Source organism: Methylobacter sp. BlB1, assembly GCF_015476545.1.
Classification (GTDB): Bacteria; Pseudomonadota; Gammaproteobacteria; order Methylococcales; family Methylomonadaceae; genus Methylobacter.
This window is the reverse complement of the sequence record NZ_JADMKV010000018.1, coordinates 1-15290: the sequence shown is the minus strand read 5'-3', so window position 1 is coordinate 15290 and position 15290 is coordinate 1. Positions and strand designations below refer to the sequence as shown.

Sequence of the window (15290 nt, the reverse complement as noted above, 5' to 3'; positions counted from 1 at the left end):
CAGGTTCTGGCAAGGTACGCGCTGCGTGCCCTACGGCTGCAGATTACTGGTGCTTTAAATAATCGAGCATCGTATCGGCATCGCTGACCGAGAACGGGTCGTCCGGGCAGTTATCGGTCTGTCCCGGTTCACTGAACAGTTTGATGATTCTTTTATCATCGACCAGCATCGAATAACGCCACGAGCGGCATCCGAATCCCAGATTTTCCTTCTTGACCAGCATGCCCATGCCCCGGGTAAACTCCCCATTGCCGTCAGGCAGCATTTTTACGTGTTTGATGCCCAGATGCTTGGCCCACTGATACATGGTAAAGGCATCATTGACGCCTAAACAGTACACTTCATCCACGCCCTGACCGATGATTTCCATATATTTGGCATCATAACCCGGTAGATGCGCACTGGTGCAAGTGGGTGTAAATGCGCCCGGCAATGCGAACAGCACAATTTTTTTCCCCGCGAAAATGTCATCCGTAGTGACGTCCTGCCAGCGAAAAGGGTTATCGCCTCCGATACTTTCATCGCGGACTCGGGTTTTAAAAACAACATTGGGTACCCTATCAGGAGCCATGATTTACCTCCAGTTTTCGTACGGAAGTTTGGACGGGCTTTCACCGCACAGCAGCGCTTTTGCTCAGAACGATGACAATCTATTTGTTTAAGACAATAAAAAATCAATTGTTACTGGTTGTAAAACGATTTATTTTAAGGATCTTGCAAATCGCATTTCGTTAATAAATTTAATTTTTCTCAAAGCGGCAAGGGAACAGCCAGGCCTGGTTTTGGAGTTCATGCGCTGGAGATCTCGGCTTGACTCAAAACTTGCAAAATCTACAAAATATTTTTCTTTAAGACTACAATTAATGCTCATGCGCCTCGCATTTTCAAAAACAATCAAGGAGAAATATTTATGAAGAGATTACTATCTGCGCTGGTTACATCCTGTCTTCTGTTCAGCCTGCAAGCGTTTGCACAGGAAGACTGGCCAGAACCCCAGACACAAGGCGACGCGACATTCGTCAGCGGCGGCATTGGCGAGAGCGAGCGTTCTGCTATGGAGGCCATGAAAAGCGATTACAATTTGAACCTGCTGTTCGCCGCTAAAGGAACAGGTGAATTTCTTGCCGACGTCAATGTGCGGATTGCCGATGCGCAAGGCAACACGGTTGTTGAAGCCGTAGCCGACGGTCCTTTTCTTTTTGCCAGACTCAAGCCGGGAAATTATACCGTTCTCGCCGAGAAAGACGGGAGAGTCCTGCGCCAGAATGCCAAGGTGGGCGGCGGAAAGAGAGCTTCATTGGCTTTCTACTGGCCTGCGCAATAGGCTGACTGCGTTTCAGGAATGATGGTTGCCTATTAAACTATTCGATCTTTCATTTCCCAGGCTCTTCTTGAGAGAATTGGCAGTAGAGCCTGGGAGTAAGCCTAATTCGTAACCGCCAGGTTTTAAAACTGATCCTTCAATTTTCGGGTTTCTGCAAATACCCGCAGCGGTGCTTCACCCGACATGTTGATGTGTTTTTGCAGCGCCGGGCTGTCTTCCCTGAAGAACGGATTGGTCGCCAGTTCCTGCGCTATGGTGGAAGGCACGGTCGGCAGGTGTTTCGCCCGCAATTGATTGACCTCGTCCATTCTTTGCACTAACTGCCGGTTATCGGGCTCTACGCTTAAGGCAAACCGGCCATTGATCTGCGTGTATTCATGTGCGCAATAAATGCGCGTAGAAGCGGGCAGGGCTTTGAGTTTCTGCAGCGAATGCCACATCTGCTCGGCCGTGCCTTCAAACAGGCGGCCGCAGCCCATGACAAATAACGTATCGCCGCAAAACAGCGCATGGTCTTCGGCAAAATGATAGACAACATGGCCGCTGGTATGGCCGGGCGTGAAAATAACGCTGGCCACATGTCGGCCGAGCGCAATCTGATCGTTTTCGCTGACGCCAATATCAATGCCGGGAATACGATTCCTGTCGGAATGGCCCGCGATAATCGTGCAGCCGGTTTTTTCCTTTAATTCCAGATTGCCGCCGACATGGTCGCCATGGTGATGCGTGTTCAGAATGTATGTCAGGCGCCAGCCTTTTTCATGCAGAACATCCAGAACCGGCTGGGCAAGGGCGGGGTCTACGGCGGCCGTTTCACCGGATGCAGGGTCGCGGATCAGATAAATGTAATTGTCGTTCAGGACAGGAATGTGAATAATTTCAACCATTTATTGGGCTCCAGTCTGTTTCGTCGAATAAAGCAAAAAAGCTATTTATTATAAGGATGGATTTAAATATTGCTTGATGACAGACAGCAGCCGAAATGTCATCTAAACTAATATCCGATTAATTTTTCATAATTTTTCGGCCAGCAGGATGGCTGGCGTATAACAATGCTGAACTGGATAACTTATTGGATGTGTAAAACGATTGCAAATCAAACATTCGTCTGCAAAGGCTATCGATTGCAGATTAATCTACGGATAAAAATGGAGAGCCGGTATGACTGACCTGAAACGTTATACGGTGTGGGATGCCGGCACGCGCTGGTTTCACTGGATCAATGTGTTTTGCGTCACTGTTCTGGCGGCTGTGGGGCTTGTGATTCTCAATGCCGGCGACCTTGGGGTTCACAATGCCGGCAAAGTGACTCTGAAAACGGTCCACGCCTGGGTCGGCTACCTATTCGCGCTCAATCTGCTCTGGCGTATCGTGTGGGGTTTTTGGGGCAACCGTTATGCGCGGTGGCGATCGATTCTGCCCGGCGGCAGGGGGTATTTTGGAGCGCTGCGCCGCTATGCGGCAGCCTTCTTCGCCAGTCGGCCCGAACAGTATCTCGGCCACAATCCGATAGGCCGGCTGTCGGTAACTGCAATACTTCTGTTCCTGACAGTCCAGGCAATCACCGGTCTGGTGCTGGCGGGCACTGATCTGTTTTATCCGCCCATTGGCCATTGGATCGCGCAGTGGGTGGCAGCCCCCGGCGTTTCTCCGGATTCGCTGGTTCCCTACACGCCCGAGATGTACGATGCGGCCGCCTATGAAGTCATGCGCGCTTACCGAAAACCCGTTGCAGTGGTGCACCTCTATAGTTTTTATGTCCTGACCGTCATCGTCATTTTGCATGTGGCGGCGGTAATCATTACCGAGTTAAGGGAAGGGGGCGGCATTATTTCTGCCATGTTCTCGGGGCAGAAGGTTATCAGCGGAATTCCCGTAGATAAAGAGTCCGGAGATAGCGACATCAGTTCGTAAGCAGGATGGTCAGCAGGATGACCGTATCCTCTATGCCTCTGAGCGAATGCGGTTCCCCCGGCATGAGATAGAGCAGTTGGCCGTCATGCAGCTCTTGTGTCCCGCCCATGGCAGTGAACTCAATTTTCCCTTGAACGCAATGGACGACCACAGGCCCGGGCACCTGGTGGCTGGGATACTCCTTGCCTTTGGGCACGACAAGGCGCGCCAGCTCCATCGTATCTGTTTTTATGATGACCTTTGTTTTTTCATTGGGCAGGTCATTAGCCCAACTGGCAAGGTCGACAATTTCCCCCGGAACAGCGTGATGTGTTGCCATGGCCGCTACCTTCTTCTTTAAAATATCAAATTGGACAGAGCGCGGGAGAATTTGTTCTATTCGCTCACATGGGCAATCGATTGAATTGAGTTAGAGCGGCACAAGGATGTCTGGCGGCTGCGCGGCTTGACGATGCGCCAGCCGCGATGCACGCCGCTGCCGAGCAGGAAAAGTAGGGCGATGCCGCAAAAGACCGGCAGCCAATGGCCCTTGATGCCCGGCAATTTGCCGCTATGCAGAGGATACAGCAGCAGGGTCCAGTGAGAGAAAGGCGTTTTGAGTTTTAGCAGCGTTCCATTTTGACCATTCACAAATCCCCAACTGCCGTCCAGGAACCGAAAACGCCAGGGCTGGCTTGCATCGGCCGGGAAGTAGATGCGTTCCAGCGGGGCGTTGCGGTAACCTTCAATCGCTGCATCAATCAATCTGGGCAGCGGCAGTATCTGCCGCGCGGAAGCGGGCTCTGCAATGGCCGGCGGCGGGTCCAGCCATTGCATCAACGGGCCGGCAAAATTGAGCAGTGCGCCCAGCAAGGCCAGAACGGCAACAGGACCGCCCAGCAGCAGCCCCGCTTGCCGATGGATCGCCATGAGTTCAGGGAAACGCTTTGCCCGCCGCCGTTTTGCCTTCCCTTGACGCCTGAACCCTAGCCGCAGCCCCATCAGCCAAAGCAACAGCGTCCCCAGACCAGTCATGCTGGCGGCAATCTTTCCGGGAAGGCCCAATACGCTGCCGCGGTGAAGCTCCCGCAGCCAATCCAGTCCGTCCTGATCGGCGCCGTTCCTGATCGCCAGAATGGCGGCCGTGCCGGGATGGATAAACACCAGCAGTGGTTCCGGCCCGGTCAGTCTGGCTCTGGCACTGTGTTCCGGAGCCGTCGGCAGAAACAGCACCTCCAGGCGATGGTGGGGAAAGCGTCGCCGGACGGATTCGGCCAAGGTGACGGCATCGCGCGGCTGGTACGCCGGCGTTGCCAGGCGGTAAGGCGGTGAAGCGAAGCGCAAGTCATCGTAAAAGCTCAGTACGATGCCGCTGGCGGCAATGATCAGCAGGGGCAGGGCAAGCGCAACTCCCAGATAGAGATGGCCGAACCACAGCTTCTTGGAAATGGCTGCGCTCATGATAATGACTGGTTTTTCCAGCTTTGTAGGTGCGCCTTAAAGGCACGGAAGGAAACGCCCCGGTCATCGCCCAGCAGAAAGGCCTGAACGCCGCACCGGCGCCAGTATTCGCCCTGTTCCGGCAGGCGCGGTATGGCACAGAACGGCACGTTGTGCTTGCGGCAGGCATCGGCGATGGCCAGGATGGCGGCCTGCACGTCCGGATGTTGCGCCTGGCCCGGCACGCCATAAGACTGGGACAGATCGATCGCGCCCTCCAGCACCAGATCGATGCCCGGCACGGAGACGATGGCGTCGATATTCTCCACGCCGGCCCGGTCTTCGATCATGACCGCGACCAGCAGCTCGGCATTGGCCTGCTCGAAATAGCTCGGCAGATCCAGGCGGCCGAAACCGGTGGTGCGGCCGCCGCTGATGCCGCGTTCACCCAACGGATGGTAGCGGCTGGCGCTGACGGCCGCTTCCGCTTCGGCACGGCTTTGCACGTGAGGGACGACGATGCCTTGCGCGCCGCTGTCCAGAGCGCGCAGAATCATGTCGGCATCCATACCGGGCACACGCACTAAAGCGGTCAGTCCGGCGCATTCCGCCGCCCGAATCATATTCTCCAGGGTTTCCGGATTGGTGTTCACATGCTCCAGATCCAGGATGACGAAGTCGTAGCCGGCATAGCCTATCATCTCCACCAGCAAGGGCGCCGGTATGGAATTCAGCAGTCCGTAAACTGTTTTACCGTTGCGCAGAGCCTGTTTCAGCTTATTGGTTTGCAGCATGGGCTGGCTCCTGTGCTGGCAGATAGATATGCTGCGGGTGCGGGTGACGCAAAAAATCATGATGGGAGATATGCCAGGCATAAGCGCCGGCATAGGGGAACATTAGCAGATCGCCGACCCGCACCCTCTCAACTGGCGCATCACTGGCCAATATGTCTTTAGGCGTGCAAAGTTGGCCGACCACGGTGACTCGGGCCTGTTTGACTTCGGGCCGCGGGAAGGGATAGGGCCAGTGTTCCTGTGGCAATATGAAAAACGGATGGCTGTGGCCTTGGGCATAGGGCGTGCGGAAATGGTGCGTGCCGCCGCGGCCGACCACGAAATGGCGGCCGAAGCATTGCTTGATATCGAGTATCTGCATGACGTAATAGCCGCAGGCTGCGGTCATATAGCGGCCCATCTCGAAGCGGATGCGCCAGTCCGCCATGTTTTCGCTTTTTATCAAGGCTGCAAGGCCGGCACTGAATGCCGGCCAGTCAAATTGCCGTTCAGGCTCCCGGTAATTGATGCCGATGCCACCCCCTACATTGATATGGTTGACGGCAAGTCCGAATTGTTCGCGCCACTGCCGCACCTGGCGGAAGTAGCGGGCGAGCAATGCCAGATGCACGCTGGCATCCAGCTGATGGGACATCAGATGGAAATGGAAGCCGCGCAACCGAATCTCCGGGTGCCCCGCGAGCCATGTCAGGCATTCGGGTAGTTGACCGGCCTCTATGCCGAACTGCGTGGCGCGTCCGCCCATGGTCAAGGTGGTGGCTGGTACGTCATCCAGCGCCAGGTTGATGCGTAGCAGTATATCAGCCTGCCGATCCGCATTCCGGGCCAGCCATGCGAGCCGCCGCAATTCGCCTAGGCTCTCCATATGCAGCAATTCCACGCCGAGTTCCAAGGCGGTAGCCAGCTCCGTATCGAGCTTGCCGGGACCGCCGAAGATGACCGGTGCATCAGGAAAATGGCTACGCACCCAGGCTAACTCGCCGCCGGATGCAACTTCGAAACCGTGTACATGAGATGCCAAGGTTTGCAGAATCGGCAGATCGGAGTTGGCCTTGACGGCGTAAAAAAGCTCGCAATTATCCGGCAGCGAAGCGGCCAGACCGGCTGCGTGCCGGTCCAGTGCTCCCAGATCGTAGATATAGGCGCACAACAGCTCATCACTACAGGCGTGCCGAACGGCTTCCGTCATGCGGGTTGATAGTCCATTCATATCAGATGTCTCGCAGGTAGGCCAACGGGCTGGGCAGTGGCAGATAAGAGGCTTCACGATCAGGACGCTTGTGAAAGCGGTTGATAAGGTTGGCCTTGGCCGGGAAAGGGGCTCCAGCTAGCAGCGCATTGATGCGCCGTGCCGCGTTCGGGTTGCCGTGGTGCGCCAGATAACTGCGCAGCTGGTGTCCGATGATACGCCACAGGCGCGGCTCCAGGGAGGGATGCAGTGCACTTAACTGCGCCACGGCCTCGCAGAAATTGTTGACCAGCAGGCAATAAGCGATACGGTTCCAGCCCTGATCGTCGCTATAAAACAACCCTTGTCGCACCCTTGCCTCGACGGTACCCAGAGAAACGGCATTGAATCGCCCGGCGACCAGTTTGACGCCCTCGAAATCGCGCAGCCAGATGTGGCTGGGCCAGTCTTCGGTCAGGCCCAGCAGCACGTTCTGCAGATGCGGTTCGAAAACGATGCCGTGGTCGAAAAAGCAATGCAGCACCGGCGGCAGCAGTTGTTGCACGTACGCCGAGAACCAGTCTTCGGCTACGGCCTCTCTTGGTGCAGCCTGCTTTTGTGCCAGCCTGTCCAGCATGTCCGCCAGGCGCGCCTGGCCCCGCGTATGATTGCCGAACAGCGAGCCGGCAAGCAGCGGCGTCACTGTAGCAGTGTCTGCCGGGTCCAGGCCCTGGCGCAGGATCAGGCCGAATCCTTCCGCGGCTTCACGGTCGGCCTGGGCTTCATGGCCGCCCAGCCGTACCGATGCATAGGCGGGTTCCTCCAGCACTCGCAGGGTAGGGAATTGCGCCGCCAGGCGCGGCCAGATAGTCTGCATGATGCGGGTGACTTGCAGCGCCCCTTCCAGCTCGTAAACGGCATTCTTGCGCACGCAGTTGGTAATGCGCACCTGTAAGGAACATTTGTAAAAATAGGGCTTGTCCGGATGGAACAGGGTGCGTATCGATGAGGTGGCAAAATAGGCCGGTCCCTGCGGCCCTAAGTCGCGCAATCGGTCCTGTACGATAGCCGACTGCACTAGGGGCTGGGATAATAAATAGCGCGCCTGCCAAGGATGCGTCGGCAGCAGCGCGAAATCATCGTCCGCTTGCAGATCTGCAGGCGCCTGGGCAGCCAGCAGGGCGTCAGTGGATGCCGGCAGCAATGAATTCTGCAGCCAGTGCTCACGTCGTACGGCAAAATAATGCAGCGGAAAGCTGGCTCGCAATTCCGGCGCATAGCGCTGCAGGTCTGCAGCCGAGAAGCCCTGCCGGCTCTTTGGCGCCGGATGGAACGGGTGGCCGAATGCCAATGACTGTTCGGAATCCAGATAGGCGGCCAGGGTATCACAAGGCATTGCCGGTTGCGGCACGGCCAGAATCGCGCCGGTTACAGCGACGCTGTCGCGGATTTGTTCCAGCAGCTCTTCATTGAACGGCACATCGTTTTGTTCGGCCAGATCACGCAGCAGCAGCGTCGCCAATGTGTGCCATTCCAAAGGAGACCAGGGCCGGCCCGGCGACTTGTGATAGAAAGGCGAGCGATAGCGATAGTTGCCGGTAGGCGATGATTGGTCGACGGCGACCAGCAGCCGCTCTCCGCTGTGCGGCAACAGGATGTGCATGGCCTTGCCGCCGCCTTGTCCCAGCGCTGTGCGCAAGGCCATAGGCCAGTCGCCCTGGCCGAACAAGGGGCCAATGCTGATCTGGCCGGCTGGACTGGCGACTTCCCGGCAATAGCAATTAAGCAAGGTCTCCAGGCTGCGCTGGCCGGCCTGATCCTCGGCCGAGCAATTCTGATAAAAAATTTGTAGAGCTTGATGTCCCATAGTTTATCTCCAGAGTGTCAGATATTTTAAGTGCGCCAGCGGCCAAGGCTTGAAATAGCCAGCCAGCTGGCGGCGGCGACCATAACCCCGGCGCCGAGTAAAAAAGGTGCCCGTGACCCAAAACCGTCCACCACGGCCCCAGCAGCCAACCCGGCGGCTACCGCGCCCCACTTCGAGCCGCTTTCCAGCCAGCCGAAAGTGCGTCCGGCCTGGCTTTCACGTATCAGTGCCGCGATGAAGGCATGTAGTACGATAAAGCTGCCAGTCATGGCCAGTCCCATCAGTACCCGCCACAGGGTCAAGCCTATCAGGCTTTGTGTCTGGGCCTGGCCGAACAGGGCAAGGGCCATGAGCAGGAACAACCATACCAATCCCGTTGGTGATGTTCGCCGGTTGAGATAGCTGGTTAACAGGCCGGCCGCGACCAGATAAAGCAGATTCGGTACACCGAACAGCAGACCGGCCAGCTCGACGGACACTGAATCTAGGCCTTGGGCATAAGGAATGAAGTAAGGGAAGGTGGCGACCGTGGCGAAAATGAAAGCAAACTGCAGCAAGTAAATGTTGGTCGCAGATAGCGGCGCCGGGTCAGCAGCGCGTGCCTCCGGTCGATACTTGTCATGCGTAGCCGATGCCGGCTCAGGCAGCGCCCAAAGCAGCAGAGCCGCAGCCAACGGCAGCAAAGCCAGATAACGGTAGAGTTCTATCGGCGGAATCGAGGTGGCGAACCATCCCAGCACAGCAGGCGCCACGACCAGGGCCGCGCGCGCAGAGCCTTGCATCAGCGTCAGGCTGCGGGCCAGGACAGGGCCGCTGGCCATGGTTGCCAAATAAGCGTTGGAAGCAGCAAAAGTGCCGCCCAGTATGCCCTGCAAAGCCAGGGCCAGAAAGAACAGCTCCGTACTGTCGCTATAGCTGGCCAGCAGGAAACTGGCTGACAAGCCCAATTGCGCGCGCAGCAGCGAGATTTTCTTGCCGATACGGTCAGCAAACGCGCCCCACCAGGGGCTGGACAGTGCCGTGAAAATCGTCGGTACCACGTAGAACCAGCCGACCAGGTAAGTGTCAGTGCTGTGCAGCGATTCGCTGAGGATCAGGGCGAAAAAGGGCGGCATGCCGAGAGCGGCGAAAGCGGCGATGAAGTGGCAACCCATGACGGCCATCACCATACAGCGTTGGGCGACAGTCACAGGTTCTCCTTCAGAAAGTTGGGGCCGGTTTTGCCGTAAAACTTGTTGACATCCGCAGCACCCGTTGCGGCTTTCGGTTTCAGGCTGGCGGCGGTGAGCAGGTACTTGACGTACTGCCAGTCGTCTTCCAGCAAGACGCGGCGAGCCAAGTCGATATCTTCCCCTTGTTGGGCCAGTTCCGTGAGCAGTCCGTCTATTTTATGTCGCACATTGCAGTAGAGTTTTTGACGGCTCAGATGGCTGATATTGGCCAGTCCTTCAATCAGGACCGCCACGTTGAGTTGCAGGGTGATGGTCGTGAACATCTGCGCCAGCGGCAGCTCGTCGTCCACGACGATGCGGCGGTCCTGCAAGGCGTCCACGAACGGCGCCAGCGAAGGCCAGCGTGCAGTGAGACGGGACCCATGGATGCGCGGGGCGTCATTGTCCTTGAGCAGCAGGCGCAGGGGCGGCTCTTCGTTAGTGAGCACCAGCATGGAATTTTGCTGATTGGATTCCAGGGCGATGCCGTAACGCAGCCATAACACCAGGTGCGTGCGCAGCGTTGCCTCCAGATAGGCATCGAGGAAATCCTCCAGCCGGTCGGCGAAAAAATGCTGCGCCAACTCTTCAACCACCAGCCATCCTTGGGGCGTTTCCGCGAGCAGGCCTGCTACCGGCACGACCGTAGACCGCTCCAGCCCGGCCGGATAACGGCGCAGGATGTAGCCCAGTTCAGGCAGATGATTGACATGGGCGCCCAGGCTTTCATCGGTCAACAACAAGCGACCGGCGATATTCGCATCCTGGGCCGCTATGCGGCTCAGCAGGCTTTGCACGGTATGGCCGTCGGCAATGGTGCTGGGCTTGATGGTGCGTATGTTCTTGCCGCCCAATGTACGTATCGCCATAGGTAGTTTGATATGCAGTCCCGGCTTGGCCTGCACGGCCACGGTACGCACCGATAAAGTTGGCAAGACCTCCAGATAGGGCTTGGGCGCCAGCAGGAGCTTGCCCTGCAGTCCGTGCGCTTTTGCCAGGGCATCGAACTGCTGATGCATGGATAATGGATGAATCGGCAGCAGAGTGTAATTGTCACTCAGCCGCTTATCGAGGCCGACCTCTTCAAAGCCGGGGCAGAGGCCTTGCAGGCTTGCCTCGGCCGTTGCGCCGAAGTGGATAGTCTTGTCTACGGCCAGCCAGTGCAGTTGAAAGGGACGCTGGAATTCCGGTGCGAAAGCGGCAAGATCGTCCGGGGACAACCCCAGCTTTGCGCGTGCGGTCGGATATAACGGATGGTCGAGAAAGGCGGCCAGCCGTTCATAATGCAACTGCCGTTCCAGCCAGCTGGTATTGATGTTCTTCAGTCCACTTTGTCTTACTTCGGCAAAGTAACGCTGCTGCTCTTGTCTGCACAGGATACCGTGCTCGACAGCGATCAGGCATTCCTCGGCATAGTCATCGAAGTAGGCGGCCGAGGCCGGGTCCAGTCCCTGCCGGAACAGCGCCAGAATGGCGGTGCAGTCATCCAGCCGACGGTAACCCTCGCGGCTTTGCCAGATCAACGGTAGCTCGTGGAGCGCCCAGGCCTGCATGAAAGTACAAGACCGGACCGGAATCCATAGGCGTCCATCACCGAGATGGTCGACGGCCAGCCAGTGGCTGATTTGCTCGGGCGCATCGGGCAATGGCATGTCGATAGCCGGGACCATGCGCCCTTTGCTCACTATGTCTCTCACATTTTCCCGCAGCAGCGCATCGACAACGCGACGGCAGAGATAGTCCTGCTGATGCCTCATGAGCGGATCTCCCAAATCAGGTCATTGCCGGCTTGTGCCAGCATCTGGCGCACCGTCTCCTCGTTCGTACCGACGCCGGTCAGGATGCCCAGGTAATCCTTATTGGAGTGCGTGATCGTTACGGTCTCGCCCACTTGGCGCAATACGCGAAGGCCGATGTCGACTGTCGCACTGCTGTGATTGAATGAAGATGGGCCGCGGATGATTTGGCCTTCTATCGAGGGCGTAATGTAATGTATTGCCGCGGCGCGTGGGGTCAATGTCAAGGCGGGCAACGGCTCGTCCAGGTGCAGCCGCAGCACGGTTTCGAACAGCGGAATGCCCAGCGTCTGCTCAAGCAGAAAATCACGCCGGTCGCCGATACAGCGGTAATTGATCTCGATCAGGCGCGGTCCTTGGGGCGTCAGTACGAATTCGGTATGGCAGGCGCCGAAGCCGACGCCGAAACGGGTGATCTGGCTCAGCACATCGTGCCGCTCCGCCAGTTTGCTGTTCCATTCGGCTGCCAGTTCGACGAAATGCGGCGGTGCCGATAGGCGTACATGGAACCCGCCTAGCGCGCGCAGGGCCTTGCCATCCCCCAGCGTTTCCAACGTGCACAAAGGCCCTTCAAGGTATTCCTCCAGCAGCATCACTTGGCCAGGGCGCGCTTGCCAGACGGCCTGACAGTGGGCGGCAAGCTCGGTGTAATCCCGCGCCAGGCCGACCTCCTGGCTGGCAACCCCTTCGCGCGGCTTGATGACGCAAGGGAGGGAGACTCGGTCGGCGGCCTGCGCCAAGCTGTCCAGATCCCATGCTACGGCATGGCGTATCGTTTCGATGCCTTGCTCGGCCAGATAAGCGCGCATTTCGGCCTTGTTCTTGGCTCGGTAGGCTACGCGCCAGTCCTTGCCGGGCAGCCCGAAGTACTCGGCAACAATGGCCGTGCTGGTTTGCAGGTGATCGCTGTTGGAAAAAACCGCGGCCGGCTTGCGCCCGCGTCGGCTGATTGCTTCGATAACCGCGAGCGGGTTGAATACGTCGCAGGAAATGATGGCATCCGGATAGGCCGATAGCCCGCTCTGACTAAAGTGCTGGCGGTGCGCTTCAGCCTGATCGGTCAAGAGCACCGGCGACAGGCCGAGGCGGCGCGCCGCCGGCAGAAAACCTTCGTTGACCGATTCGGTCGGGACATGGGTCAGTAGAATTAATTCTTGGTTATGCATGATTTCTCCTTATATATCCATTTGCAGACTGAGCATGACGGAGCGGCCAGGTCCCGGCATGCGGCCGAGGCTGGTGTCCACGCCGCGGAAGTAGTAGTCCTCGTTGAACAGGTTGTTGCCGGCAAGCCCGACCCGCATAGCGGTCTTGTCCAGGCGGAAATCTTTGGTAATCTGGGCATTCCACAGCCAATAGCCTGGTATCTTGCCTTTGTCGCCAATGGCGTTTTCCAGCTCGGTATTGGCCGCGTCGGTATAAGCGGAGCTCAGGTATGAGCCGTTGACGTTGAAATTGACCGTGTCGATGCGGTAGTTACCCTGCAGGGTGATTTGATGGTGCGAACTGAACGGCACCTCATTGCCTTTAAACGCGACCTGCGAGGTGCCGCTAAACAGATCGTTCTTCTGCTGCGTATCGACATATGTATAGCCTGCCTTGAGATCGAGCCCAGCCAAGAAAGATGGTCGCCAGTCCAGCTCGGTTTCATAGCCGTAATGCTCGGCTTGGCCGAGGTTGCGGAATTTGGTGGTGCCGTCTTCCACGACGCCGACAATCTGGTTATCAAAGTCAAAACGGAAATAAGTAAATGTAGCGTCGAGTTCCGATAGCGGCGACACGCGCAGGCCGGCTTCATAGTTCCAGGCCTTTTCTACACCGGTATCGCCTTCCAGGGTAATCTGGGTGAATTGCACCGGTTGCAGGGATTTGTGTACGTTGCCGAACAGGAAGATTTTTTTTGGCCACAGGTGGAAGCCCACATCGACACCAGGCAACAGCTCGTTGCTGTGGTTGTCGGCGACAGTATCTTTGAGTCGGTTGTAGCTGGATTGATCGATCCATTCCACGCGCAAGCCCGGCGTGACGCTGAGCCGTTCTTTCCAGACACTCAAGGTATCGCTGGCATAGAGAGCGAAGGCGTCGGTGTCAAAATGGAAGTCCTGGGCATGAGTGACATCATTCGTGCCCAGGCGGTACCGGTCGACGCCCTGATCGACGTCCTCGTTGACATAACGCCCGCCTAGCGTGAATTTGTGGCCCAGCCAGCCGGTCTGGGCGCTTACGGTCAGCCGGGGCTCCGTGCCGAAGACGGTGAATGTGCGCGGGCTGGTTTGTACGCCATTGGAGGGCTTGGACGGATCAAGATTGCATGCGCTTGCGGCAGCGTTCAGATCGCAGCCGACAGTAAATTCGCGGTCGCTGGTATGCGCGAAATTGGTCCAGTTGAATTCGGCAGGCTTGCCGAAAAGATCGAAACTCTGGTCATAAACCAAATGGCCCCGTATGGTATCGCCCTGGAATTTGTCGTACGGCCGCTGCGACTGGAAGCGGTCCTGCGCGTAGGCCTGGGGCGACAAGCTGCCCGGCAGTTCGGTATCGGTATTGTAATACTGTATGCCGGCCTTGAGGGAAGCGTTGTCGGTGATGAACCAATGGGTATCGAGCGCCAGGTTTTCCACTTCCGTTTCCGAATGGGCGCGGGACGAATCGCCCAGCACGGTATTGGCCTGAAATTGCAGGCCCAGGCTGTCATTGACGAAACCGCCGGCACGCACATAGCTGTCGGTCAACACGTTGCCGGTGTCGGTGGAGATGGTTAGCGCCTCCCTCGCGGTAGCGCTGAACTTATCCGGGATCGCCTTGCTGATGAAATTGATGACGCCGCCCACGTTGTTCGGCCCATAACGCACGGCCGCCCCGCCACGCGCCACATCCACGCTTTCTACGGTCTGCATGGTCAGAGGGAACAGGGACAAGCCCGTCTGTCCGTAAGGGGCGAGGGCCATAGGAATACCATCGACCAGTACCAGGGTGCGCGTGCTGCGCCGGGGGTCCAGGCCGCGAACGCCGATATTCGGCAGAATGCCGGTGCCGGTTTCGTCCTGGGCACGGACGCCCGGCACCAGGCGCAAGGCATCTTCCAGAGTGCGGGCGCCGGCCTGCTGCAAATCGGCGTCAGCCACTACGGAACGTCCGCCGGGGTAGGTGCGGACATTCTCCTGGGTTGGGGCTCCCAGCCAGTCCCCTTCGACGGTCATTTCTTCCAATACAGCAGCCTCCTGATCCGGCTCCGCAGCGGCTAGTGCGAATGAGACCAGGTAAGTGCTACCGGCTAAGGTGATTGCCATGCGAGTGGCCACGCATTTCATGATGAAGCTCCTTGATAATATGTTGTTGTTTTTGTTGTTCGTGCGAAAGGGCATATTGAAAATTGGTTGTAATAAAGGAATGCCGAGCGCTTGGCTGTCAGCGTGTGCTGGTTTTGTCTATATCTAGTTGCGCAGCTGCGCCGTCGGTATTCGATCAAGCCTCCGCTCCGCCGGCATGCTGGCATTGTGCCCGCCAGATGTGTACTCAATGGGCTGGTCTGCGGAACACGGTCTGTCCCGTCGCACAGCGCATCGAACAGAACGGTCACAGCGGAGCATACCGGCGCCTCGACTCTGGCCGCAGACGGAAATGGGATGACTTGTTGGATATGTGCTGACATAGCGTGCCTCGCGCGTCGTAAAAAGACTGGCTGGCTTCCTGGCCCTGTCGGGCTGGGTGGCTGGCTATGCCGTTGGTTGGAGCAGGTAAAGTTATTTCGTCAAAATCAGTTTGCCGTTGCTGGTGATGCGCAGGCGGTATTCGTC

At 57.6% G+C, this 15290-nt stretch carries 13 protein-coding genes; 2 read left to right on the top strand and 11 right to left on the bottom strand.

The annotated features are described in order from the left end of the window. Positions 1-43 precede the first annotated feature (43 nt). Complete coding sequence (locus IT781_RS09035; protein ID WP_194969827.1) at positions 44-571, bottom strand: peroxiredoxin; 528 nt, start codon at positions 569-571, stop codon at positions 44-46. Between the two features lie 339 nt (positions 572-910). On the opposite strand from IT781_RS09035, the gene IT781_RS09030 reads away from it, so the two are divergent. Beyond that, positions 911-1324 (top strand): carboxypeptidase-like regulatory domain-containing protein, encoded by a 414-nt coding sequence (locus tag IT781_RS09030; RefSeq protein ID WP_194969826.1) that lies wholly within the window; start codon positions 911-913, stop codon positions 1322-1324. A 122-nt stretch (positions 1325-1446) separates the two neighbouring features. Here the strand turns inward: IT781_RS09030 and gloB are convergent, their stop codons facing one another. After that, entirely contained in the window at positions 1447-2211 is a 765-nt protein-coding gene (gene gloB / locus IT781_RS09025; protein ID WP_194969825.1) for a hydroxyacylglutathione hydrolase, read from the bottom strand. A gap of 274 nt (positions 2212-2485) precedes the next feature. Here gloB and IT781_RS09020 point away from each other — a divergent pair, with 274 nt between their 5' ends. Then, on the top strand, positions 2486-3238 hold the full coding sequence (locus tag IT781_RS09020) for a cytochrome b/b6 domain-containing protein (protein WP_194969824.1): 753 nt from the start codon (positions 2486-2488) through the stop codon (positions 3236-3238). On the opposite strand, the gene IT781_RS09015 is transcribed toward IT781_RS09020, so the two are convergent. From IT781_RS09015 to IT781_RS08975, 9 genes are read right to left on the bottom strand one after another with little or no spacing between them, the layout of a single operon-like run. Then, entirely contained in the window at positions 3228-3557 is a 330-nt protein-coding gene (locus tag IT781_RS09015) for a cupin domain-containing protein (protein ID WP_194969823.1), read from the bottom strand. The genes IT781_RS09020 and IT781_RS09015 overlap by 11 nt on opposite strands. 56 nt (positions 3558-3613) lie before the next feature. Next, positions 3614-4678, bottom strand: coding sequence for a PepSY domain-containing protein (locus tag IT781_RS09010; protein WP_194969822.1), 1065 nt, complete (start codon positions 4676-4678; stop codon positions 3614-3616). Next, positions 4675-5451, bottom strand: coding sequence for an HpcH/HpaI aldolase/citrate lyase family protein (locus IT781_RS09005; protein ID WP_194969821.1), 777 nt, complete (start codon positions 5449-5451; stop codon positions 4675-4677). Before IT781_RS09005 ends, IT781_RS09010 begins: the two co-directional genes overlap by 4 nt. Beyond that, a complete protein-coding gene (locus IT781_RS09000; RefSeq protein WP_194969820.1) occupies positions 5435-6661 on the bottom strand; it encodes a type III PLP-dependent enzyme in 1227 nt (408 codons plus the stop codon). The genes IT781_RS09005 and IT781_RS09000 overlap by 17 nt, the downstream gene beginning before the upstream one ends. Position 6662: 1 nt before the next feature. Beyond that, positions 6663-8486 carry an IucA/IucC family siderophore biosynthesis protein gene (locus IT781_RS08995; protein ID WP_194969819.1) on the bottom strand — a complete coding sequence of 608 codons (1824 nt, stop codon included), beginning with the start codon at positions 8484-8486 and terminating at the stop codon, positions 6663-6665. A gap of 26 nt (positions 8487-8512) precedes the next feature. Then, a complete protein-coding gene (locus IT781_RS08990) occupies positions 8513-9676 on the bottom strand; it encodes an MFS transporter (RefSeq protein ID WP_194969818.1) in 1164 nt (387 codons plus the stop codon). After that, entirely contained in the window at positions 9673-11454 is a 1782-nt protein-coding gene (locus IT781_RS08985) for an IucA/IucC family protein (protein WP_194969817.1), read from the bottom strand. The genes IT781_RS08990 and IT781_RS08985 overlap by 4 nt, the downstream gene beginning before the upstream one ends. Continuing rightward, positions 11451-12659: a siderophore biosynthesis protein gene (locus IT781_RS08980; protein WP_194969816.1), complete on the bottom strand. Its 1209-nt coding sequence runs from the start codon at positions 12657-12659 to the stop codon at positions 11451-11453. Before IT781_RS08980 ends, IT781_RS08985 begins: the two co-directional genes overlap by 4 nt. Positions 12660-12668: 9 nt before the next feature. Continuing rightward, a complete protein-coding gene (locus IT781_RS08975) occupies positions 12669-14783 on the bottom strand; it encodes a TonB-dependent siderophore receptor (protein ID WP_228779032.1) in 2115 nt (704 codons plus the stop codon). Positions 14784-15290: the final 507 nt, after the last annotated feature.

Coding starts and splice junctions, on each gene's coding strand:
- IT781_RS09035 (WP_194969827.1), bottom strand. CDS start 571: ATGGCTCCTGATAGGGTACCCAATGTTGTTTTTAAAACCCGAGTCCGC.
- IT781_RS09030 (WP_194969826.1), top strand. CDS start 911: ATGAAGAGATTACTATCTGCGCTGGTTACATCCTGTCTTCTGTTCAGC.
- gloB (WP_194969825.1), bottom strand. CDS start 2,211: ATGGTTGAAATTATTCACATTCCTGTCCTGAACGACAATTACATTTAT.
- IT781_RS09020 (WP_194969824.1), top strand. CDS start 2,486: ATGACTGACCTGAAACGTTATACGGTGTGGGATGCCGGCACGCGCTGG.
- IT781_RS09015 (WP_194969823.1), bottom strand. CDS start 3,557: ATGGCAACACATCACGCTGTTCCGGGGGAAATTGTCGACCTTGCCAGT.
- IT781_RS09010 (WP_194969822.1), bottom strand. CDS start 4,678: ATGAGCGCAGCCATTTCCAAGAAGCTGTGGTTCGGCCATCTCTATCTG.
- IT781_RS09005 (WP_194969821.1), bottom strand. CDS start 5,451: ATGCTGCAAACCAATAAGCTGAAACAGGCTCTGCGCAACGGTAAAACA.
- IT781_RS09000 (WP_194969820.1), bottom strand. CDS start 6,661: ATGAATGGACTATCAACCCGCATGACGGAAGCCGTTCGGCACGCCTGT.
- IT781_RS08995 (WP_194969819.1), bottom strand. CDS start 8,486: ATGGGACATCAAGCTCTACAAATTTTTTATCAGAATTGCTCGGCCGAG.
- IT781_RS08985 (WP_194969817.1), bottom strand. CDS start 11,454: ATGAGGCATCAGCAGGACTATCTCTGCCGTCGCGTTGTCGATGCGCTG.
- IT781_RS08980 (WP_194969816.1), bottom strand. CDS start 12,659: ATGCATAACCAAGAATTAATTCTACTGACCCATGTCCCGACCGAATCG.
- IT781_RS08975 (WP_228779032.1), bottom strand. CDS start 14,783: ATGGCAATCACCTTAGCCGGTAGCACTTACCTGGTCTCATTCGCACTA.